The 17,785-nt window shown below is 59.8% G+C and carries 15 protein-coding genes; 1 reads left to right on the top strand and 14 read right to left on the bottom strand.

Translation table 11 applies throughout. The features are described 5' to 3' along the window. Positions 1-2 precede the first annotated feature (2 nt). From NL154_RS01600 to NL154_RS01540, 13 genes are all read right to left on the bottom strand, one after another. On the bottom strand, positions 3-1,055 hold the full coding sequence (locus NL154_RS01600) for a flagellar hook-associated family protein (RefSeq protein WP_210629188.1): 1,053 nt from the start codon (positions 1,053-1,055) through the stop codon (positions 3-5). 3 nt (positions 1,056-1,058) lie between these two features. Continuing rightward, entirely contained in the window at positions 1,059-2,546 is a 1,488-nt protein-coding gene (gene flgK / locus NL154_RS01595) for a flagellar hook-associated protein FlgK (protein ID WP_210629189.1), read from the bottom strand. A gap of 19 nt (positions 2,547-2,565) precedes the next feature. Continuing rightward, complete coding sequence (locus NL154_RS01590; protein WP_184457300.1) at positions 2,566-3,864, bottom strand: flagellar hook protein FlgE; 1,299 nt, start codon at positions 3,862-3,864, stop codon at positions 2,566-2,568. Positions 3,865-3,990: 126 nt separating this feature from the next. Continuing rightward, complete coding sequence (gene rem / locus NL154_RS01585) at positions 3,991-4,662, bottom strand: transcriptional activator Rem (RefSeq protein ID WP_064709879.1); 672 nt, start codon at positions 4,660-4,662, stop codon at positions 3,991-3,993. Positions 4,663-4,942: 280 nt separating this feature from the next. Beyond that, on the bottom strand, positions 4,943-5,527 hold the full coding sequence (locus NL154_RS01580; RefSeq protein ID WP_210629190.1) for a lytic transglycosylase domain-containing protein: 585 nt from the start codon (positions 5,525-5,527) through the stop codon (positions 4,943-4,945). Further along, on the bottom strand, positions 5,448-6,887 hold the full coding sequence (locus NL154_RS01575; protein WP_434733464.1) for a flagellar hook-length control protein FliK: 1,440 nt from the start codon (positions 6,885-6,887) through the stop codon (positions 5,448-5,450). Before NL154_RS01575 ends, NL154_RS01580 begins: the two co-directional genes overlap by 80 nt. Next, positions 6,884-8,179 carry a chemotaxis protein MotC gene (motC, locus tag NL154_RS01570; protein ID WP_221122747.1) on the bottom strand — a complete coding sequence of 432 codons (1,296 nt, stop codon included), beginning with the start codon at positions 8,177-8,179 and terminating at the stop codon, positions 6,884-6,886. Before motC ends, NL154_RS01575 begins: the two co-directional genes overlap by 4 nt. A 10-nt stretch (positions 8,180-8,189) precedes the next feature. Continuing rightward, positions 8,190-9,527, bottom strand: a complete 1,338-nt coding sequence (locus NL154_RS01565; RefSeq protein ID WP_434733463.1) for a MotB family protein — start codon at positions 9,525-9,527, stop codon at positions 8,190-8,192. Continuing rightward, a complete protein-coding gene (locus tag NL154_RS01560) occupies positions 9,524-10,153 on the bottom strand; it encodes a hypothetical protein (RefSeq protein ID WP_434733462.1) in 630 nt (209 codons plus the stop codon). The genes NL154_RS01565 and NL154_RS01560 overlap by 4 nt, the downstream gene beginning before the upstream one ends. Before the next feature lie 202 nt (positions 10,154-10,355). Beyond that, positions 10,356-11,318: a flagellin gene (locus NL154_RS01555; RefSeq protein ID WP_210629195.1), complete on the bottom strand. Its 963-nt coding sequence runs from the start codon at positions 11,316-11,318 to the stop codon at positions 10,356-10,358. A 299-nt stretch (positions 11,319-11,617) separates the two neighbouring features. After that, positions 11,618-12,529, bottom strand: a complete 912-nt coding sequence (locus NL154_RS01550; protein ID WP_210629197.1) for a flagellin — start codon at positions 12,527-12,529, stop codon at positions 11,618-11,620. 245 nt (positions 12,530-12,774) lie between these two features. After that, entirely contained in the window at positions 12,775-13,683 is a 909-nt protein-coding gene (locus NL154_RS01545) for a flagellin (RefSeq protein WP_184457286.1), read from the bottom strand. Positions 13,684-13,964: 281 nt separating this feature from the next. Next, on the bottom strand, positions 13,965-14,870 hold the full coding sequence (locus NL154_RS01540) for a flagellin (protein WP_210629198.1): 906 nt from the start codon (positions 14,868-14,870) through the stop codon (positions 13,965-13,967). A 430-nt stretch (positions 14,871-15,300) separates the two neighbouring features. On the opposite strand from NL154_RS01540, the gene NL154_RS01535 reads away from it, so the two are divergent. Beyond that, the gene (locus NL154_RS01535) at positions 15,301-17,217 is read left to right on the top strand and encodes a glycosyl transferase (protein WP_210629199.1); all 1,917 of its coding nucleotides are present in this window, start codon (positions 15,301-15,303) and stop codon (positions 17,215-17,217) included. 54 nt (positions 17,218-17,271) lie between these two features. Here the strand turns inward: NL154_RS01535 and NL154_RS01530 are convergent, their stop codons facing one another. Next, complete coding sequence (locus NL154_RS01530) at positions 17,272-17,748, bottom strand: Lrp/AsnC family transcriptional regulator (RefSeq protein WP_210629200.1); 477 nt, start codon at positions 17,746-17,748, stop codon at positions 17,272-17,274. Between the last annotated feature and the right edge of the window lie 37 nt (positions 17,749-17,785).

Genomic DNA, 17,785 nt, shown 5'->3' with positions numbered 1-17,785 from the left:
CATCAAAGGTAGTTCACGAGACTCAACTGCTGGATCTTCGAGACGATCGTGTAAGCGGTTTCAAGCTGCGTTTCCAAAGTCTTGACGAGAGTGGAGGCTTCGTACGGATCGACGCCCTGAAGATCGACCAGCTTGTTCTTGATAATGTTCGACTGAGCGTCGAGAGCGTCGTTGGACTTCTTGACGCGCTCCTGGGAGAGGCCGAGCTGGCTTGCCTGCGTCACGAGACCGCTCGTGGCCTTGGCCGTGTAGCTGATGGCCTGCTTGGACACCGTCGTCATTGCATCGGTGCTGAGGTTCTGGCCGAGCAGCGCGGTGGTCATGACCGAAGCAAGCGCCAAATAGCGCATGCCTTCGGAATTGGCATTGGTCGAAGATTCGATCACTTCCGAGTTGCTGATGCGGCTCGTCATGTTCTGGCTCGACGCCTGCGACCAGCCGGTCCCCGCAGCCGTCCAGTTCGCTTCGCTGAACATCGGTTCGACCGTCGACGTGATGAAGGTCTCCATTTCAGCGCCGGTGAGGTCGCTGACCGCTTTCGGCGGGATAAGGCCGGCTGCATAAGTGTTCAAAGCGGTAACGATTGCCGTACTGGTTGCGGTCGTCTTGTCGGTCAGCGGCTGCACGTCGGTGTTGATGCCGGAGAACAGATATTCCCCGTTCACCATGGTGTTGGCCGTATCCATCATGGTCGAAAGTGCGCTGGTGGCCGACTGAATGGCGACGGTTATGCTGCCCGGATCGTGGCTGCCCTGCAGCGCCGTCAGCTTCGAAACGAGGCCATCGCCAACGTCCTTCATCTTGGAAAGACCGAGCTGCGAGGATTCCATGCGTGCGCTGACGAGCGAATTGCTTGCTTTGATCGAGTCTATTCTGTCGGTCTCGCGGGTGAAATCCACGCTCCTGGCCGCATTACCGCCGAGCGAGATGCCGATGTCTGCATAGACTCCCGTCGTTGCTTCCATCGTCGCCTTCGTCATCTGGTTCTGCGCCTGACGGATCGTCAACCGCATCGCATTCTGAATGGCCGAACTTGAAATAAATGAGCTCTTCATGGCTTAACTCGCGATATCCAGCAATGACTTCAACATTTCGTCTACGGCGTTCAGAATCTTGGTCGCCGCTTTGTAGGACTGCTCGATGTCGAGGAGCAGCGTCAGCTCCTCGTCGAGGTTGACGCCGGTCTCATTGGAATAGGCTTCGTCGGAGCGCGACAGTGCCGCCGAAGTGTTTTCGGCCGCCGTCGTTGCGTTGCTGCGGTACTGCTCGAGCCAGCCGAGTGAATTCGTGGCATATTCCATGATGCTCACGTTGGAATCGATGCCCGTCGTGGCGTCGAAGCCGACCGGCGCTCCAGCTGCCGGGTCGAAATCCATGTCGGATGTCATCGCCGTATAAAGGCGGTCGAGCTCAGCCGTATAACCGCTGACGCCTGACGTATTCAGGACGACGCCGGCGGCGTTGACGCCACCATCGCGCAGACGCATCGGATCGCCGCCCTGTGAGGTGATTACGCGGGTGCTGACCGTGATGGTCGACGCCATGCCGGCGACCGCGGTGGCGCCAGTATCTACCGTGCCGCCGCTCCAGGTGAAGAGGCCAGGCACATAGGCCGGGGGGCCTGCCGTGTTCTGCTCCTTGAAGAGCGAGACGAGGCCACGGGCGATTTCGTCGAGCTGCTTCTGGAAGTTGGGGGCGATCTCGTCGCGAATCTGCAGGAGCGACTGGAGGCTTCCCTGCCCCGTCGTCGTCGAACCCTTGCCGAGCGGCAGCGCCACGCCGTCGATATAGACAGAATTGCCGACCGTGGTGGCGGTATAGATATCCTGGGACTTGAACGTCACCTTGCGCGGGATCGTCTCGAAGAGGATCGTTCCGTCCGGCGTGCTCAACACCATGTCGTTGTTGTCGCGCGTCGTCGCGCTGACGCCGACGATTTGCGAAATCTGCTTCAGAACTTTCTCGCGTTCATCGAGAGCGCCGGATGCATCCGTACCGGAGGCGGTGGCGGTCTTGACCGCATTGTTAGCCTTCTCGAACTGGCTGAGGAGCGTATTCAGCGTATCGACGGCGGTGGTGATTTCCTTGTCGGCGTTGGCGCGAACGTCCTGAACGGACTGCGAGGCATTGTTCAGCGAGTTGGCGACGTCCTGGGCGGCGGTGACGGCGCCCTGCGCGGCGACTGTACTGCCGGGCGTGGTGCGGAACGCCTGGAGCTTCTGCTGGAAAACACCGAGATAAGTGGACGGCGACGTTTCGTAGTCGTTGCCTCCCATGATCGATTTGAGGTCTTCGAGACCGCCCAGCAGGGTCTGCTGGGCACTATCCTGAGAGGAGGTCTTCAGATACTGACGCAGTAGGGCATCTTCCTGTGCCCGGTTGATCTTGACCACCTGCGCGCCGTTGAGTGACGTGGTGAGCATCGCCTGTCGGCGCACGTAATCCTTGTTGCCCGCATTCGAGATATTGTTCGATACGACACTGCTCTGCGTGCCGGTATTGTTGAATATGTTCTGCGCGGTATTCAGTGCGGACGTGAGCGACATGGCTTAGCCGTTACCTTACTTATCTCTTGAGGTTGACGAGGACGTCCATGATGTCGGACCCCGTCTGAAACACTTTCGAATTGGCGGTGTAGCTGCGCTGCGCTTCGATCATCTCGGTCAGTTCGCCGGCGAGATCGACGTTCGAACCCTCGAGAGCACCTGATTTGATCGTGCCGAGCCCGTTGGTCTGCGGGAAGCCGGTGACGGTGACGCCCGATTGTCCGTTGGCGCTGTAGACGTTGCCGCTCATCAGCGTCAGCTTGTCGGGGCTTGCAACGTTGGCGAGCGGAATGCGGTAAAGTGGCTTGGTGCTGCCGTCTTCATACTTGGCGTAGACGATGCCGTCGCCGTCGATGGTGACGTCCTTGACCGGGGTCGCCGCCTGACCGTTCGGCGTACCGGTGCCGGAAAAGGCGGCGCCGAGTTGAGTAAAGCCGGAGAGATCCATTGCTATCGTCTGGCCGGTGGTCGTATCGTTGATGCTGAGGGTGCCGCCAGTGAGCATCTTGCCGTCACGGTCAAAGGTTAGCGATCCCGATCCGACAGCGCCACCGGCGCTGTACGGGAATGAAGTTGTGCCACCCGTCGCCGCGTTGGCGTTGCGAAAGACTGCAACCTCCCAGGTTGCAGCGGTACCGGTTGCCGGCGGCGGCGTAACCACCGAGGTCTTCGTGAAGTAGAAGTCGTACATCACCTTGTTGCCGAGACGGTCATAGGCGACCATCGAGACCTTTTTGGTGTCGGCGGTGGTGGTCGCGAGGTTTGCGCTTGGAAGGGTCGCCGGGGCAACCGGCGCGACGTTGGCGTTGGAATCAAGGTTCCCCTTGAAGACACCTGATGTCGACGCGATTGCGGTCAGACCATCCTGATTGACGTTGACGGGGACGAGGCCGTCGAAGCCGTTGACGACGACGGCAGGAGCGCCGGAGTCGTAGGAATAGCCCATCAACTGGAAGCCGGCGGCATTGACGAGATTGCCTTCGTCGTCCTTCTGGAAGTCGCCGGCGCGGGTCAGAACCGGTGTGCCGTCAGGCCCTTGGACAATGAAGAAGCCGTCGCCCGAAATCGCAAGATCGGTGGAGGAGGTCGTGTAAGAAATATCGCCTTGGTCGGAGACCGCCTGGCGCACGGAGGTCTGAACGCCGCCGGAGTTGTAATTGCCGCCCGAGGAGGGGAGAACCAGCGAGGAGAAGCTCGTCGACACGGCCTTGTAACCGGTGGTGTTCACGTTGGCAATGTTGTCGGAGACGGTGCTGAGGCGGTTTGCCTGCGCGTTCATGCCCGACACTGCCGTCTTCATGCTGCCGAAAATGCTCATCTGAAAACCTCGTTTTACCTGTTAAACTCGAGAGTATTTGTCGGGCCTTGCGTGAAGCTGTCTGTGATGGCGAGCAGCGAGGCTAATCTCGAGGTTCAGCCGGACGCCGCTGTCCGGCCGGAAAAATCAGGCCCAGTCGATGCAGTAGCCAAGGAAGCGCTTGGAATCGACCGGATCGACACCGAGCTTCTTGCGCAGCTTCTTGCGCAGCTTCGAGATGTGGCTTTCGACGACGTTCTCCTCGACCTCCTCATCGAAGATGCCGTAGATGGCGTTGAAGATCTGGGTCTTGGTGACCCGGCGACCGCGATTGGCGATCAAATATTCGAGGATGCGGCGCTCGCGCCGGGGAAGCGCGAAGACTTCGCCGTTGATCTCGGGGTCACGACCATCCGAGAAGACACGGATGCCGCCGATATCGGTGTAGTTGGCGATCGCCTTCAGCCGGCGCCGGATCGCGGCCGCCCTGGCGAGGATTTCGCGGGGATGGACGGGCTTGCGTACCACGTCGTCGACGCCGCAATCGAAAAGCGCAAGGGTGTTTTCGAGCGAGGGCTGGTCGCTGACCGCGATCACCGGCGCCATCGAGCGGTCCCGGATCGCCCGGGGCAGCTCGAAGCTGCGTTGGCCCTGACCGATCAAAAAGGCCTCGACCGCCGCAATATCCGAATCGGCAGCGGTCTGTACCCACTCGCCGAATTCCGATGGATCAAAGCCGGTGGAGGGAATGCCCTCCCGGCCAAACAGGGATGTGTATCCGTCTTTCACGAGCTCACGCTCATCAACCACTACGATCATTCGTCCGCCTCCGAATCAGTGTGGCACTTCGATGATCTATGGGTACGAATCGCACGAATCGGCGACAACTCGTTAAAGTGAATGGCGGAAATTAATAATTGATTAAGACCCGCGTTGCGATTTGATCTACATCTAGTGGCCTGGCTCGGATATCCACACAAAAGTTTCGTGGAAAAGTTAACGAGCAGTTAAATGTGACTTGCACGTCGATTTGACGCCGGATTCCCGCCACATTATGCCACAGTTCCGTCACAATTTGGCACTTCTATTTTTGGTTGAATTAATTTTGGCAGAAGTTACTCGCATTGGGAGTCCATTTGCCATAGCCCGTGGCCACCAAATTGGCGATGACGCGACAGACATATTGCTTCTGCGCCGGGTTGTTATTTGGCCCTGCATGGTATCTGGCTACCGCCATTGTCCACGTCTCATGACGGTCATGCAGGTTGCGGAGAAACTTCGCCGCATATTCGACGTTGCGATGCGGATCGAACATATCTTCGGCGGAGGCGAAATTCTCGCCATGATAATAGTGATTGATCTGCATGCATCCGATGTCGATTAGCTTCGCCCCGCTTCTTCGGGCGACATCGAACTGCCTCATCGCATCCTCTTCCGAAGGCGGAAAAATCGCCCTGCCCTCGACGTTCATGGCATAGGGATAAAGTGAGCCCTTGCGACCGGTCTCCGTCAGCCCAACCGAATAGAGGATGCCTTCCGGGATGCCATATTTGACCGCAGCCGACTGGATTTCGCGTTCGCAGGCACCGGTGGAAGCGGCTGCCTCAGAGGTAAACGCCGCCAGCGCTGCTGCTGCGAGCACCGCCAGCAAAGACGTCTTCGATACCGGTCTCGCCTGCGCCATTGAAGCCTCCATCCGTCCGCTGCGCCACCTGATTGTGGCGCTCGCGCGCCTCGCTGCCCTGCCCTTGCTGCGGCAGCGACTGCTGCTGGGAGGCCTGCCCCTGGCCGTCGGCCTGGTTGCCAACGTCGGCCCGCTCGACGGGGGCCAGGCTGATGGTAACGTTTTCGACCGCATAGCCCTGGCTGCGCAGAGATTCGAGAATCTTGCCGTGATCTTCCTTCAGCTGCCGGTAGGCTGTGCCGGTTTCGACCTTGAGGTCGACGTTCAGGGCGTCGCCAGCCAGGCGCATGGTCGCCGTCACCAGGCCAAGATCGATCGGGTTCATCTGGATCTTCAGCGTATTGACCACCTTGCCGGTGCTCGTCCATTCCGCCGCGTTGGAGAGCGCCGAACTCGGCTGCATGGCGCGCGCCCATTCGGAGTCACCAGCGAGAGCCGCGGTGACCGCGGCGGAATTGGTGTTCTGCGCCAAGCCGATATAGCGGCGCGATTCGAGGACCGAGACGTTTTCGACATCGGTCTTCTTCGCACCGTCCTTCGGCCCGGCCTGTTCCGCGCCGCGGTGAACGTCCATCGACACGCCGCGGCCATCGGCGCGACTGATCCGGAACGTCCGGCCGTCGGCGGCTTCGGTGTTCTCGGCGCCGGGAACCCTGATATCATCAGCCTTGACGCTTTCGACATTGCCGCTGACGACCGCCAGGGCGTCGGATGCGTGCCCGCTCGTTTTGGCGTCGACACCAACGGTCGTCTTCTCGGCAGATCCGGCCTCGCCGGTCTTGGTGAGGGCTTGATGGACGGCTGCCACGGCTGGCGAAGCCGTGCCATTGGCGGCCTCCTGCTTCAGCAGCCCGAGCACATCGGAAATGCCGCCGTCATCGGCCTCACTGTCCGTATCCGCATCTGTTTTCGGGATCTCCGCCTTGACGCGCTTGACGCCCTTGGCCGCCTGCGCGGCCTCGTCGGCGGATTGATCCTCGGCATCGAGCTTGCCGACGCCGGCCGGCGGTTTGAGCCCATCCTTTGCAGGTCTTGCCGCGGCCTTTTCGACATTGGCGATCGTCTCCGGCTGCACCTCGGCCTGTGCCTTGAGCGCGGCGCCGCCGAGATCGATCAGCGGTTTGGCGCCGCTGCGGCTGCGGATCGTTCGTGTCACTTTCCCTGGATCGCCATCGGCGACACTTTGATCCGGCTGCGCATCGTCGGGCGCGTCGTCGAAGGCGCTGCCGCCTGTCTTGGCAAGCACATCGGAGAAGCCGCCCTGCTGACCGGTGGCATCGCCCTTTCCAGCCTTGGCGGATTTCGCGGCCGCAGCCGCCTCCGCACCAGAGGCTCCGCCCGAGACGCTCAAATCCATCATTGTTCGTTGCCTTCCTGCGCCAGCAGACCATCGATCTCGTCGAGCTTGGACCGGCTGGTCGTCACAAATGCGTTGAATGAGGAGTCGGTATCCTGGCTCTGGCCAGTCGATGCCACACCTCCCGGAACAGGCTCGGGAGGCGCGCTTGGCGTCCCCGGTTGCGTGGCTATCGCAGCAGCCTTTTCAGAAGTGATTTCTTGATGAGAAGTGTTAGGATTGGATGCTTGCGTCAAGCTTGCCGGATCCGGCGCACGCAGGATCTGCTCGGCAACGGACCGCGCCGCCGCCTGCAGCGCCTGATCCCGCGGCGAAAGCGTTTCACCATCGATGTCGCTGACGTTCTTCGCCGCCTGGTCGATATCGTCCGTCGGAAGGCCGGCCATACCGCCATAAAAATCTGCCAGCGGGCCGAAGGCATTGTCGGTACCCGCGCCAAGCAGCTGCACATGTTCGACCGCCATGCGCGCCAGCTCAGGCTTGCCCGCTATCGCTGCAGCGCGGGCGATGCGCAGATAGACCTCGCGCTGGCGCGGGGCATCCATGAAGGAGAGGATATCGACGACATCATGCGGTTTCACATCGTGATCATGGGCGACGACGAGCTTGACGAAAAGATCGGCGAACTGGCTAGCATAGGGCGAATGCAGGAAGCGTCTGGCATAACGCTGCGAATAGGCGAGCCCCTTGTCGAGCATTCCCTTGTCGACGCAGATGGCGAGGGAACGGCGCAAGGCCGCCTCCTCGACAATCGTGCCCGGCGCGGCCAGACGTGCCTGGTCGTAGAGGCCAAGCGCATCTGTCGGTTTGCTGGCGATCATCACGTTGCCGCCGATCAGCGCCAGGTATGGACCGATCTTCTTGTCGCGATATTCCTTAGCGGTTTCCTCCAGCGTCTTGGCGACGAGCAGCCCCTTGCCCGTCAGATATTTGCGCAGCACATCGGTGACGCGGTTGTCGAAATAGCCGTTGACGTCATGGGCGATCAGATATTCGAGCGTCTGGGGATTGCCGCCGCTCATCGTATAGATCAGCGCCGCATCGACATTGCGGTCGTCATCGAAAATCTTTGTATCGGCCGTTCGCAGCCGTTCGTCGATGGTTCCCAACATGAAGCGCTGCATTTCGCCGGCCGAATGATCGCCGGCGACGACGGAATCCTGTACGAACTGCAGCGACCGCAGCATCTTGTACGGCGCAAGATCGTCCGGATCCTGCGCTTTGCCTGCGGCAGGCGAAAGCATCGCCAGGCCGAGGGCCATAAATCCGACGTAGCGATGCTGCCGACGCGCCATCCGACTATCCCTATTCCGCCTGCACCAGGATCTCGATCCGACGGTTGGCCGCATTGAACGGGTCGGCGGGAAGCTTCAGCCGACGGTCGGCGAAACCGGAGACCTGGGAGACGCGCGTCTCGTCCAGCCCGCCGCGCACGAGCATGTAATAGGCGCTCTGGGCGCGATCCATCGAAAGCCGCCAGTTCTCGTTCTGCCCGCTCTTGTATTGGCGCCCGTCCGTGTGGCCGCGGACGGCGACTGCGCCCCCCCTCTCCTTCAGGATCGTCCCGATCTTTTCCATGGCGAGCACCATCTCCTGGCGCGGAACGGCCGAACCGATATTGAACATCGAATCGTCGTTCTGGTCGGAGATGCTGACCAGCAGGCCGCCTTCGGCTGCCGTCACTGTCAGGCCTTCGGCGAGCTTGCCGGCAACACCGCCGATCTGTTGCGCGATCTCCGCCTGAAGCTGTTCGGCTTCCTTCTTCTGCTGCTCGGTCCCAGCCGCGCTCTTGTCGGCTTCCTTCTGATGCTCGACGTCCTTCCGAGCTTCCGCCTTCTTCTCCTCAGGCGCCCTGCCATCCGTCGCCTTGCCGTCCCTGGTCTCGGCGGGGCCGGTCGTTTCCTTGGTCTGCTTGGCTTCCTTGGCGGGCGCTTCCTTAGCGGGCTTCTGATCGCTCGCCAAAGGCACCGGCTTCATATCCTCTGCCTTGGCGATCTCCGTCGTCTCGCTCTCGGCCGCCTGCTCCTCGCTCTTGCCGGGCGGCAGGGGTTTTCCGGCCGTTGTCACCTCCACCTGCTTCGTCCAGAAATCCGGATCGAAGGGATCGCGATAGGCTTGACCGCCATCGGCGCCGGTGGCAGGGCCGGAATCGGCCGCGCCGCCATCGCCCTTGGCGCTGACATTGGCCTGCTGGCCGACCTCCTGGGCGATCTCGGCGAGTACCGAATAAGGATTCTCGAAGAAATCGGCCTCGGAATAATTGGTCTGGTCGCCTGAGGTCGATGTCTGGTCGTCACCATCGGCGGCGGACTTGCCCTCGGTCGGATTATCTTCCTTCTGTTTCGACTTTTCCTTCTTCTCCTCGCCCTCGGCATGGTCGACAGGCTTCTTCAGGCCTTTCTCGGTCGGCTTTTCGTCGGCAAGCTTGATCGGATTGAAATAGGTCGCGACCGCGGCCTTGGTCTCCTCGTTGGCGGCGTTGACCAGCCACATGACCAGGAAGAATGCCATCATCGCCGTCATGAAGTCGGCATATGCAATTTTCCACGCACCGCCGTGGGCACCATCGTGATCACCGCCGCCATGCCGCTTGACGATAATGATCTCATTTCTGCCGTGGTGATGGTTTTCGCCGTCGCTCATTCGAGAACTTTCTTCAAGCTGGCCGCCCAGGCGGACATTCGGGTGACGATGACGGATTCACCGATTTCGACGGCTAGATCGACATCGTCTGCCTCGATGTGCCGAACCGCGGCAGCATGTTCGCCGAGCTCGGCCTTCAATATGTCGAAGAGGCTGGTCGGACCCCTGACGACGATCGGTCCGGCCGCGCCTTCGAGAATCGCTTCACGCAGCAAAGCCGCGAGACTTTCGGCAGCCTTCGCCGCAAGCGCGTCCGTCACGACGGGCGCAATGGCCTTGGCTGCGCCAGCGCTGACCAGCTGAGCGACTTCTTCGGCGATATCGCGGACGCGGGATGCAATGACCGCCGCCGCCTCCACTTCATAGCGAATCTTCAGTTCCTCGAGCGCGCGCGCATGGGCCTCGGCCAGAGCGCGCGCCTCGCTTTCGTATTTCTCGGCCAAATCAGCGGTCGCCGCGGCATGGCCTTGCGCATAGGCGTCACGCCGCTCCGCCTCGAGGTCGACCGGCGGTTCGCTCGGCGGCTCCGGAAAAACATCTCCGGCCAAATCGTCGATATCGATGATCGGCCCTGACGGCTTCGGTTCGCCGAAGTCCTTCAAATACCGAGAAAGCGAAATGCTCATAGAAACCATCCAGCGTCCGGGAGACGTGCGGCATGCCCGCCCCCGTTCAAAATGACCTTGTGCGCGACATGTCCTTCGCAGCGAACAAGGGCTTGACCTTGCACCGGCACGATTTTCGGACGATGCCTTCATGCCGGAAACTAGGAAGTCAAACTTGCGCGAAGATGAATGGCGCCGCCGCCATCAGTGATCACGCCCAGCTCTATTCCAGCAGAATGAGGATCTTGCTCGCAGCCGTGTTGAGGATCGAGATCGCTTCGACGGCCATCTGCTTCTGGGTTTCAATCGCCTTCTGGCGGATCGAAGCCTCATCCATATCGGTATCGACGAGCGCGCCGACGCTTTTGTCGATCGAATCCGACAGATCAGCGGCGTAATCGATCTGATCGTCGATACGCGTCTTCATCACACCGATGGAGGCTGCCGTCGTCGTCAGTGAGGAGAACAGGGAGTCGGTCACATCGAGCATGTCGACGAGCTGGGCGTCGGTGGTGTTCTTGCCGATCGCGATTTCGCTGCCCGTCGCCGGCGTGGTCGAACCGGCGTCCAGCAGGTAATAATTCCGCGGTCCGGTGCCGCTGTTGTTGATCGCCTGGGCGTCAATCGCCTTGGTGAACAGGCCACCGCTCGCATTGTTCTTGTCGATGAGGATGGTCTGCGACGAAGGGAAGTCGATGGTCTGGGCCTGGTATTCGCCCGTCGAGGCGCGCACGAAGCCTGAAATGACCGACCATGCCGGCGGCGCGGTCTTGTCACTGTTCAGCAACCAGTTCTCGCCTGCAAACGACGTTGATTCGACAACGGTCTTCAGCTGCTCCTTATATTCGCTGATCTCGGCATTGATCTTGTCCTTGTCGGTGCCGGGCTCTCTTGCAGCAACCAGCTTGGCGCGGATCTGGCTGACGAGATCGAGCGCCGAATTCATTGCCGTGTAGGTCGCATCCACCTTGGCAGCGCCGAGACCCAGCGCATCGCCGATCGTGCCTAGATTGGTGCTATCCGAGCGCATGACAGTGGCGACCGACCAGTAGGAGGCATCGTCTGCGGCCGTCTCGATCCGATAGCCCGAAGAAACTTGCTGCTGGGTCTGACTGGCTTCTTTGTTGATGCTGCGCAGCACCGCAAGTGCATTCACCGCGGCCGCGCTGGTAATCTTAACGGTCATCGACAGGGTCTCGGAATAAGATGAAAGGGCAGGCCGGATTGCCGGCGGCGACTGAAGTGGCCTCATGCCTCCGGCGAAATTTCACCGGCGCGTCGCAAAAGCAAATCAACTCAAGGCGAAGTTAACTCGATATCAACTTGTTGGGCAAGAGCGGCGCCGCGAGCGCGACATTCGAATTGCCTCGCAAGTCAAACCATTGATGTGAAAGAAAGAACCGCGCCGTTTCGGGCGCGGTCCGGAAGGTTTTCTGCTTGCGGCCGAACGGCGGCGCAAGATTCGGTCCAGCTTCAGCGGCTGATTTAGCTGCGGAACAGCGTGAGGATGTTCTGAGCGCTGGAGTTGGCGATCGACAGCGACTGGATCGCCAGCTGCTGCTGGGTCTGCAACGCCGTCAGCTTGCTCGATTCCTCTTCCATGTCAGCATCGACGAGGCGGCCGACGCCCGAATCGATCGAATCGGTGAGCGCTCCGACGAAGTTTTCCTGCAATTCGATACGCGTCGAAATCGAACCGAGTTGCGATGCAGCCTTGGTCATCGCTTCGAGGCCGGCCTCAATCGAGGTCAGGGCCATGGAAATCTCAGCCGAACCGAAGGTGCTGATGTCCATAGAGTAGATCGAACCGATCGTGCCGTAGGACGTGCCGATAATGCCGGAACTCGTCTCGATCGTACCGGTCGAGGTCATGCCGAAGAGAACGTTGCCCGTAGAGCTCGTGTCCAGGACGTAGTCCGTCGTCTTGACCGAGACGTTGCCGTTTCCGTCGCGGACGAAGGTCGACACGACGCTCTTGGTGCCGTCGGCACCGGCGACCCAGTTTTCACCGGAGAAGGAAGCCGACTGTGCGATGCTGAGCAGCTGCTGCTGCAGCTGACCGATTTCTTCCTGGACCTTGGTCTTGTCGACGCCCTTTTCGGTTGCGGCAACGATCTTCGCCTTGATCTCGCTGATGACGTCAATGGCGCTGTCCATGGCGGAGTAAGCGGTGTCGACCTTGGCGGCGCCTAGACCGAGAGCGTCGGACACGGCCGAAAGCGCCTTGTTGTCCGAACGCATGGTTGTTGCGATCGACCAGTAGGCGGCATTGTCGGCAGCCTTTTCAACACGATAACCCGACGAGACGTGGTTCTGCGTGTCTTCGAGGCTGTCGTTGATTCCGCGGAGTGTCTGAAGAGCGGCCATTGCCGCGACGTTCGTCAAAATGCTGGTCATGAAATGATTGCCCCTTGTTGGCATCTGGGAAAAAGGGACATTCCGGAATGTTACCGGGAACGGGGATCAGCCTCATGCCTGTTAACCGGTTGTTAATTTCGGTTAACCCGCCGTCTCGTTGAGCTGAGAAGACAACATTATGGTTAATCAATCGTTAACGGAAATAAGAAAGCCGCGCTTCGTCGAAGCGCGGCTCGGCACGAGGTGCCCGCCGGAGACCGGCGGGCCATATTTTCCGGCGCTTATTAGCCGCGGAAGAGCGACAGGATGGTCTGCGAAGAGGAGTTCGCGATCGACAGCGACTGGACAGCCAGCTGCTGCTGGGTCTGGAGGGCGCTGAGCTTGGAGGACTCTTCTTCCATGTCAGCGTCGACGAGGCGGCCGATACCGGAGTCGATCGAGTCGCTCAGAGCCGACACGAAGTTTTCCTGAAGTTCGATACGCTTGGAGATCGAGCCGAGAGCAGCACCGGCGCTGGTCATGGACTTCAGAGCCGATTCGACGTTGGTCAGAGCGGACTGGATCTCGCCGAGGGTGAAGTTGGTGATGTCCATCGCGTAGACCGAACCGGTCGCGCCGTTCGAAGAACCGAGGATACCTGTGGAGGTTTCGACCGCGCCGCCGCTCATGCCGAACAGAACGTTGCCAGTGGAGCTGTTGTCGAGAACGTAGTCGGTCATCACGACCGAAACGGCGTTGGAGCCGTCGCGGACGAAGGAGGCAACGACGTTCTTGGTGCCGTTAGCGCCGGCAACCCAGTTTTCACCGGAGAAGGAGGCCGACTGAGCGACGCTCAGGAGCTGCTGCTGCAGCTGGCTGATTTCTTCCTGGACCTTGGCCTTGTCGACGCCGTTTTCAGTCGCGGCAACGAGCTTGGCCTTGATATCGCCGACGACATCGATGGCGCTGTCCATGGCGGAGTAAGCGGTGTCGACCTTGGCGGCGCCGAGGCCGAGAGCGTCGGAAACAGCCGAAAGAGCCTTGTTATCCGAACGCATGGTCGTTGCGATCGACCAGTAAGCAGCGTTGTCGGCAGCTTTGCCGACGCGGTAGCCGGACGAAACGTGAGCCTGGGTCGTCTGGAGACCCTGGTTGACGCCACGCAGAGTCTGGAGGGCTGCCATTGCAGCATTATTGGTATTGATGCTCGTCATAGTTTGTTTGCCCCTTGTTGGCAGATTTTAAGAAGGGACATTCCGGATTTTCGGCCGGCCCACAGCGATCAGCATCATGCCTGTTAACCATTCTCGTTAGGGTTAACTCGCCGTTTCGATGGGCCTAGAAAACAGTAAGATGGTTAAGGAAAGCTAAATTCAAAATTGAAATTGCGTAAAAATATCTGATACTTACAGAGATTTACATTAACCTTATGTTAAAACATTTCGCGGCCGGGGATGAGCCGGCCGCGAAACTTGAAAGCCTTGTGCCGACCGTTTTAACGGAAGAGCGACAGGATGTTCTGCGAAGAGGAGTTCGCGATCGACAGCGACTGGATCGCCAGCTGCTGCTGGGTCTGCAGAGCGCTGAGCCTCGAGGATTCTTCCTCCATGTCGGCGTCGACGAGACGGCCGATACCGGAGTCGATCGAGTCGCTGAGAGCCGAGACGAAGTCTTCCTGGCTGTCGATGCGGCTGGAGAGCGAGCCGAGAGCAGCACCGGCGCTGGTCATCGACTTCAGAGCCGATTCGACGTTCGTCAGAGCCGACTGGATCTGGCCGGCCGTGAAGCTGGTGATGTCCATCGAGTAGATCGAACCGGTCGCGCCCGTCGAGGTACCGAGAATACCCGTGGAGGTTTCAACCGCGCCAGCGCTCATGCCGAACAGAACGTTGCCGGCGGAGCCGCTGTCGAGGACGTAGTCGGTCGTGGTGATCGATACGGCGTTGGAGCCGTCACGGACGAACGACGAAACGACGCTCTTGGTGCCGTTAGCGCCGGCAACCCAGTTCTCGCCGTTGAAGGAAGCCGACTGAGCGATGCTCAGGAGCTGCTGCTGCAGCTGACCGATTTCTTCCTGCACCTTGGCCTTGTCAACGCCGTTTTCAGTTGCGGCAACCAGCTTGGCCTTGATTTCGCCGACGACGTCGATGGCGCTGTCCATGGCGGTGTAAGCGGTATCGACCTTCGCAGCACCAACGCCGAGGGCGTCGGAAACGGCCGACAGTGCCTTGTTGTCCGAACGCATGGTCGTTGCGATCGACCAGTAAGCAGCGTTGTCGGAAGCCTTTTCAACGCGATAACCCGACGAAACGTGGTTCTGCGTTTTGTTGAGGCCCTGGTTGACGCTGCGCAGCGTCTGGAGAGCGGCCTGTGCGGAAGAATTCGTGTTAATGCTTGTCATAAATCTGTCCCCTGGAAACTAGATACAAAAAGGAGGACATACCGGACTGTAATACCGGCGATGACGGACCAGCTTCATGCTACTCGGCGCCTGCTTGTTTGGCCCAAACCCGTCATGTCCAGGGCAATCTCGCAGCCAATGCTTGCCAACTTCTTAAAAATAGAGGCTCCGTTCCGGCTCCTTACATCCCATAGTTAATACCGGCTGAATCTATCCCTTCGCATGCTAACATATCGGGAAAGAAGCCGTTTTCCCTCGGACAAGACAATGTCTTCATGAGGCGCACCTGTTTCAAGCAAGCTTCGAATGGCAACATGGCAGGTGCCGGGATAGCATCATCGGATCAATCCACCCGTTGTCCGGGAGGACGGATCGTGGGCGCTCGGCAATCGACAGCCATGCGAGAAAATTTCCTTCACGGAGTTGGGTTTTGAACAGCAAAGTTTCGTTCTCTGCGGCATCCAAAGATTACCAGGCAGGCCGCTACACAAAGTCCTTGGCGACGCTCAACCAGCTCATCGATACTCAGCAGGACGCCAAGACCTATGCGCTGCTGGCCAAGAACCTCGTGCAGCTCGGCTTCAAGGCCGATGCCGCGAAAGCCTATGGTCTGGCCGGCAATTGCGAAGGACCGAACGCCTACGAATATCAGAAGCAGGCTGCCAAGCTGCACTACGAAACCGGCAACGAGGACGAAGCGCTGCTGATCGCCATGCGCAACCTCACCAGAGCGCAGGAAGATCCCGAACTCGCCTTCATCATCACCGCGATCTATCTGAAGCGCCAGCAGCGGGATATCATCCGCCCGTTCAAGACGGTTCTGTCGGAAAGCATGAACCCCGATCACATGCGCCTGGCGGCCCTGCTGCTCAGCGACGATCTCAACGACGCAACCAACCAGACGCTTGCCCGCAACATCTTCAAACGTTTCCCGGGCAATCACGCCTTCCGCTTTCTTCACCTCGTTTTTGCCCGGGAATTCAACGATTTCGACGAGGCGGCCAAGCATCAGGCAGTGATCGACGACGCGCTGGCAAAGGGCAATGTCGAGATCCTGCGCAAGGACAACCCGTTCTATCATCTGCACTGGTGCGGCAACGAAGATTTCAACCGGTATGCGACGATCGGCACGGCCCCGCTTAACCAGGAACGCATCGCTTTCCGCCGCAACCAGCCGCACACATGGTCGAACAAGATCCGCATCGGCTACATGTCATCGGACTTCTGGGATCGCCACGCGACGATGAAGCTGCTGCAGCGCATTCTCGAATTGCACGACAGGGACAGGTTCGAGGTGACGCTCTTCTGCCATACAGGTCCCGAATACCTGAAGCATAACGTCACCGACCGCAGCCGCTGGGGCAGGATCGTCGACATTCACGGCTTCTCCGACCAGGCGGTGCTGGAAATCGTACGCGAGCACAATATCGACATCATGGTCGATCTCAAGGGTCATACGTCGGGCAGCCGCGCGTCAGCCTTCAACCTGCCGCTCGCACCTGTTCATGTCGGATGGCTCGGTTTTCCCGGCAGCACCGTCAACATCGATCTCGACTACGTCATCGGCGACCATTCGGTGCTGCCCGACTTGGCCAAGCCATTCTTCCATGAGAAATTCTGCCGGCTTCCGGAGAGCTACCAGCCGAATGATCCGATGCATCGCCCGAAGCCGCGTCCGGTCACCCGCGAGCAGCTCGGCCTGCCGGAAGAGGCCTTCATCTTCGCCTCCTTCAACGGCAACCGCAAGATTACGCCTGATGTGGTCAACAGCTGGTGCCGGATCCTCAAGCGGGCGCCGAACAGTGTGCTCTGGCTGATGGCCAATTCGCCGCGCAACCAGGCAAACCTGCTGAAGCAGTTCCAGACATCAGGCATTGCGCCCAAGCGCATCATCTTCTGCCCGCGCGCGCCCTACGAAGATCACATCAGCCGCCAGCAGGCAGCCGACCTCGGGATCGACACCTTCCCGGTCAACGGCCATACGACCACCTCGGAGCAGCTCTGGGGCGGCCTGCCGGTTTTGACCGTCAAGGGCACCAACTTCGCCTCACGCGTCAGCGAAAGCCTGCTCAGGGCGATCGATCTGCCCGAGCTCGTCGCAAGCGACCTGCAGGCTTATGAGGACCTTGCCGTCGAACTGGCGCAGAACCCGGGACGGATCGCCGAATACAAGGCACACCTCAAGGAGAGGCGCTATATCGCGCCGCTCTTCGACGCCGAACGCTTCTGCCATCATCTCGAGCAGGCCTATGAAATCATGGCAGAGCGCGCCAAGCAGGGCCTCGCACCCGATCACATGGATATTCCGGCGCTGCCGCCGCGCACGACACCGTTCGCAGCCGAGTGATGTTTTCCGAGACGGAATACCCGCCGAAGCGGTCCTGTTCGCTTCAGCGGGTCTTTACTTCTTTGCGATCAGTTCACGCCCGATGCGTTTAGGCGGCTCTCTGCGCAGAACGACGGCCGTCGTGACCGAGCCATAGCGCGCAATGGCATCGACGATGCTTTCAAGGCCGCCCGGCGTAGGAACAATGACTTTCAGGTGAAAACAATCCTCTCCTGTCAGCCTTAGAACCTCGATGATCTCAGGCATATCGGAAAATTGCTTCAAGCATGTCTTGATATGCTCGTGCGTGGTGCGCAGGCGAATGACGGCCATCATGCCAAGCCCAACTGCGGCGGGGTCGATGACGGCTCTGTACGCCTCAATGATACCGCGTTCTTCAAGCCGTTTGAGACGCTCCGACGTGGCCGGCTGGGAAAGACCGACCTTCCTTCCGAGCTCGGAGACGCTGATGCGTCCATCATCCTGCAAGACTTCGATGATGGCGATGTCGGTTGGATCAAGATCTGGACTGATATCGGTGCGCTTTGCCATCAACCTTCAATCTATCGGATTATCCGGTGCTTTTCCG

It is taken from the genome of Rhizobium sp. YTUHZ044 (assembly GCF_051123975.1).
In the GTDB taxonomy this organism is placed as follows: domain Bacteria; phylum Pseudomonadota; class Alphaproteobacteria; order Rhizobiales; family Rhizobiaceae; genus Rhizobium.
The sequence above is the reverse complement of the archived record's forward strand: the minus strand, read 5'-3'. Positions and strand labels throughout refer to the sequence as shown.

Coding starts and splice junctions, on each gene's coding strand:
- NL154_RS01590 (WP_184457300.1), bottom strand. CDS start 3,864: ATGAGCATTTTCGGCAGCATGAAGACGGCAGTGTCGGGCATGAACGCG.
- NL154_RS01580 (WP_210629190.1), bottom strand. CDS start 5,527: ATGGCGCAGGCGAGACCGGTATCGAAGACGTCTTTGCTGGCGGTGCTC.
- NL154_RS01565 (WP_434733463.1), bottom strand. CDS start 9,527: ATGAGCGACGGCGAAAACCATCACCACGGCAGAAATGAGATCATTATC.
- rem (WP_064709879.1), bottom strand. CDS start 4,662: ATGATCGTAGTGGTTGATGAGCGTGAGCTCGTGAAAGACGGATACACA.
- motC (WP_221122747.1), bottom strand. CDS start 8,179: ATGGCGCGTCGGCAGCATCGCTACGTCGGATTTATGGCCCTCGGCCTG.
- NL154_RS01530 (WP_210629200.1), bottom strand. CDS start 17,748: ATGGCAAAGCGCACCGATATCAGTCCAGATCTTGATCCAACCGACATC.
- NL154_RS01575 (WP_434733464.1), bottom strand. CDS start 6,887: ATGATGGATTTGAGCGTCTCGGGCGGAGCCTCTGGTGCGGAGGCGGCT.
- NL154_RS01560 (WP_434733462.1), bottom strand. CDS start 10,153: ATGAGCATTTCGCTTTCTCGGTATTTGAAGGACTTCGGCGAACCGAAG.
- NL154_RS01540 (WP_210629198.1), bottom strand. CDS start 14,870: ATGACAAGCATTAACACGAATTCTTCCGCACAGGCCGCTCTCCAGACG.
- NL154_RS01545 (WP_184457286.1), bottom strand. CDS start 13,683: ATGACGAGCATCAATACCAATAATGCTGCAATGGCAGCCCTCCAGACT.
- flgK (WP_210629189.1), bottom strand. CDS start 2,546: ATGTCGCTCACGTCCGCACTGAATACCGCGCAGAACATATTCAACAAT.
- NL154_RS01555 (WP_210629195.1), bottom strand. CDS start 11,318: ATGACCGTTAAGATTACCAGCGCGGCCGCGGTGAATGCACTTGCGGTG.
- NL154_RS01600 (WP_210629188.1), bottom strand. CDS start 1,055: ATGAAGAGCTCATTTATTTCAAGTTCGGCCATTCAGAATGCGATGCGG.
- NL154_RS01550 (WP_210629197.1), bottom strand. CDS start 12,529: ATGACCAGCATTTTGACGAACGTCGCGGCAATGGCCGCTCTTCAGACA.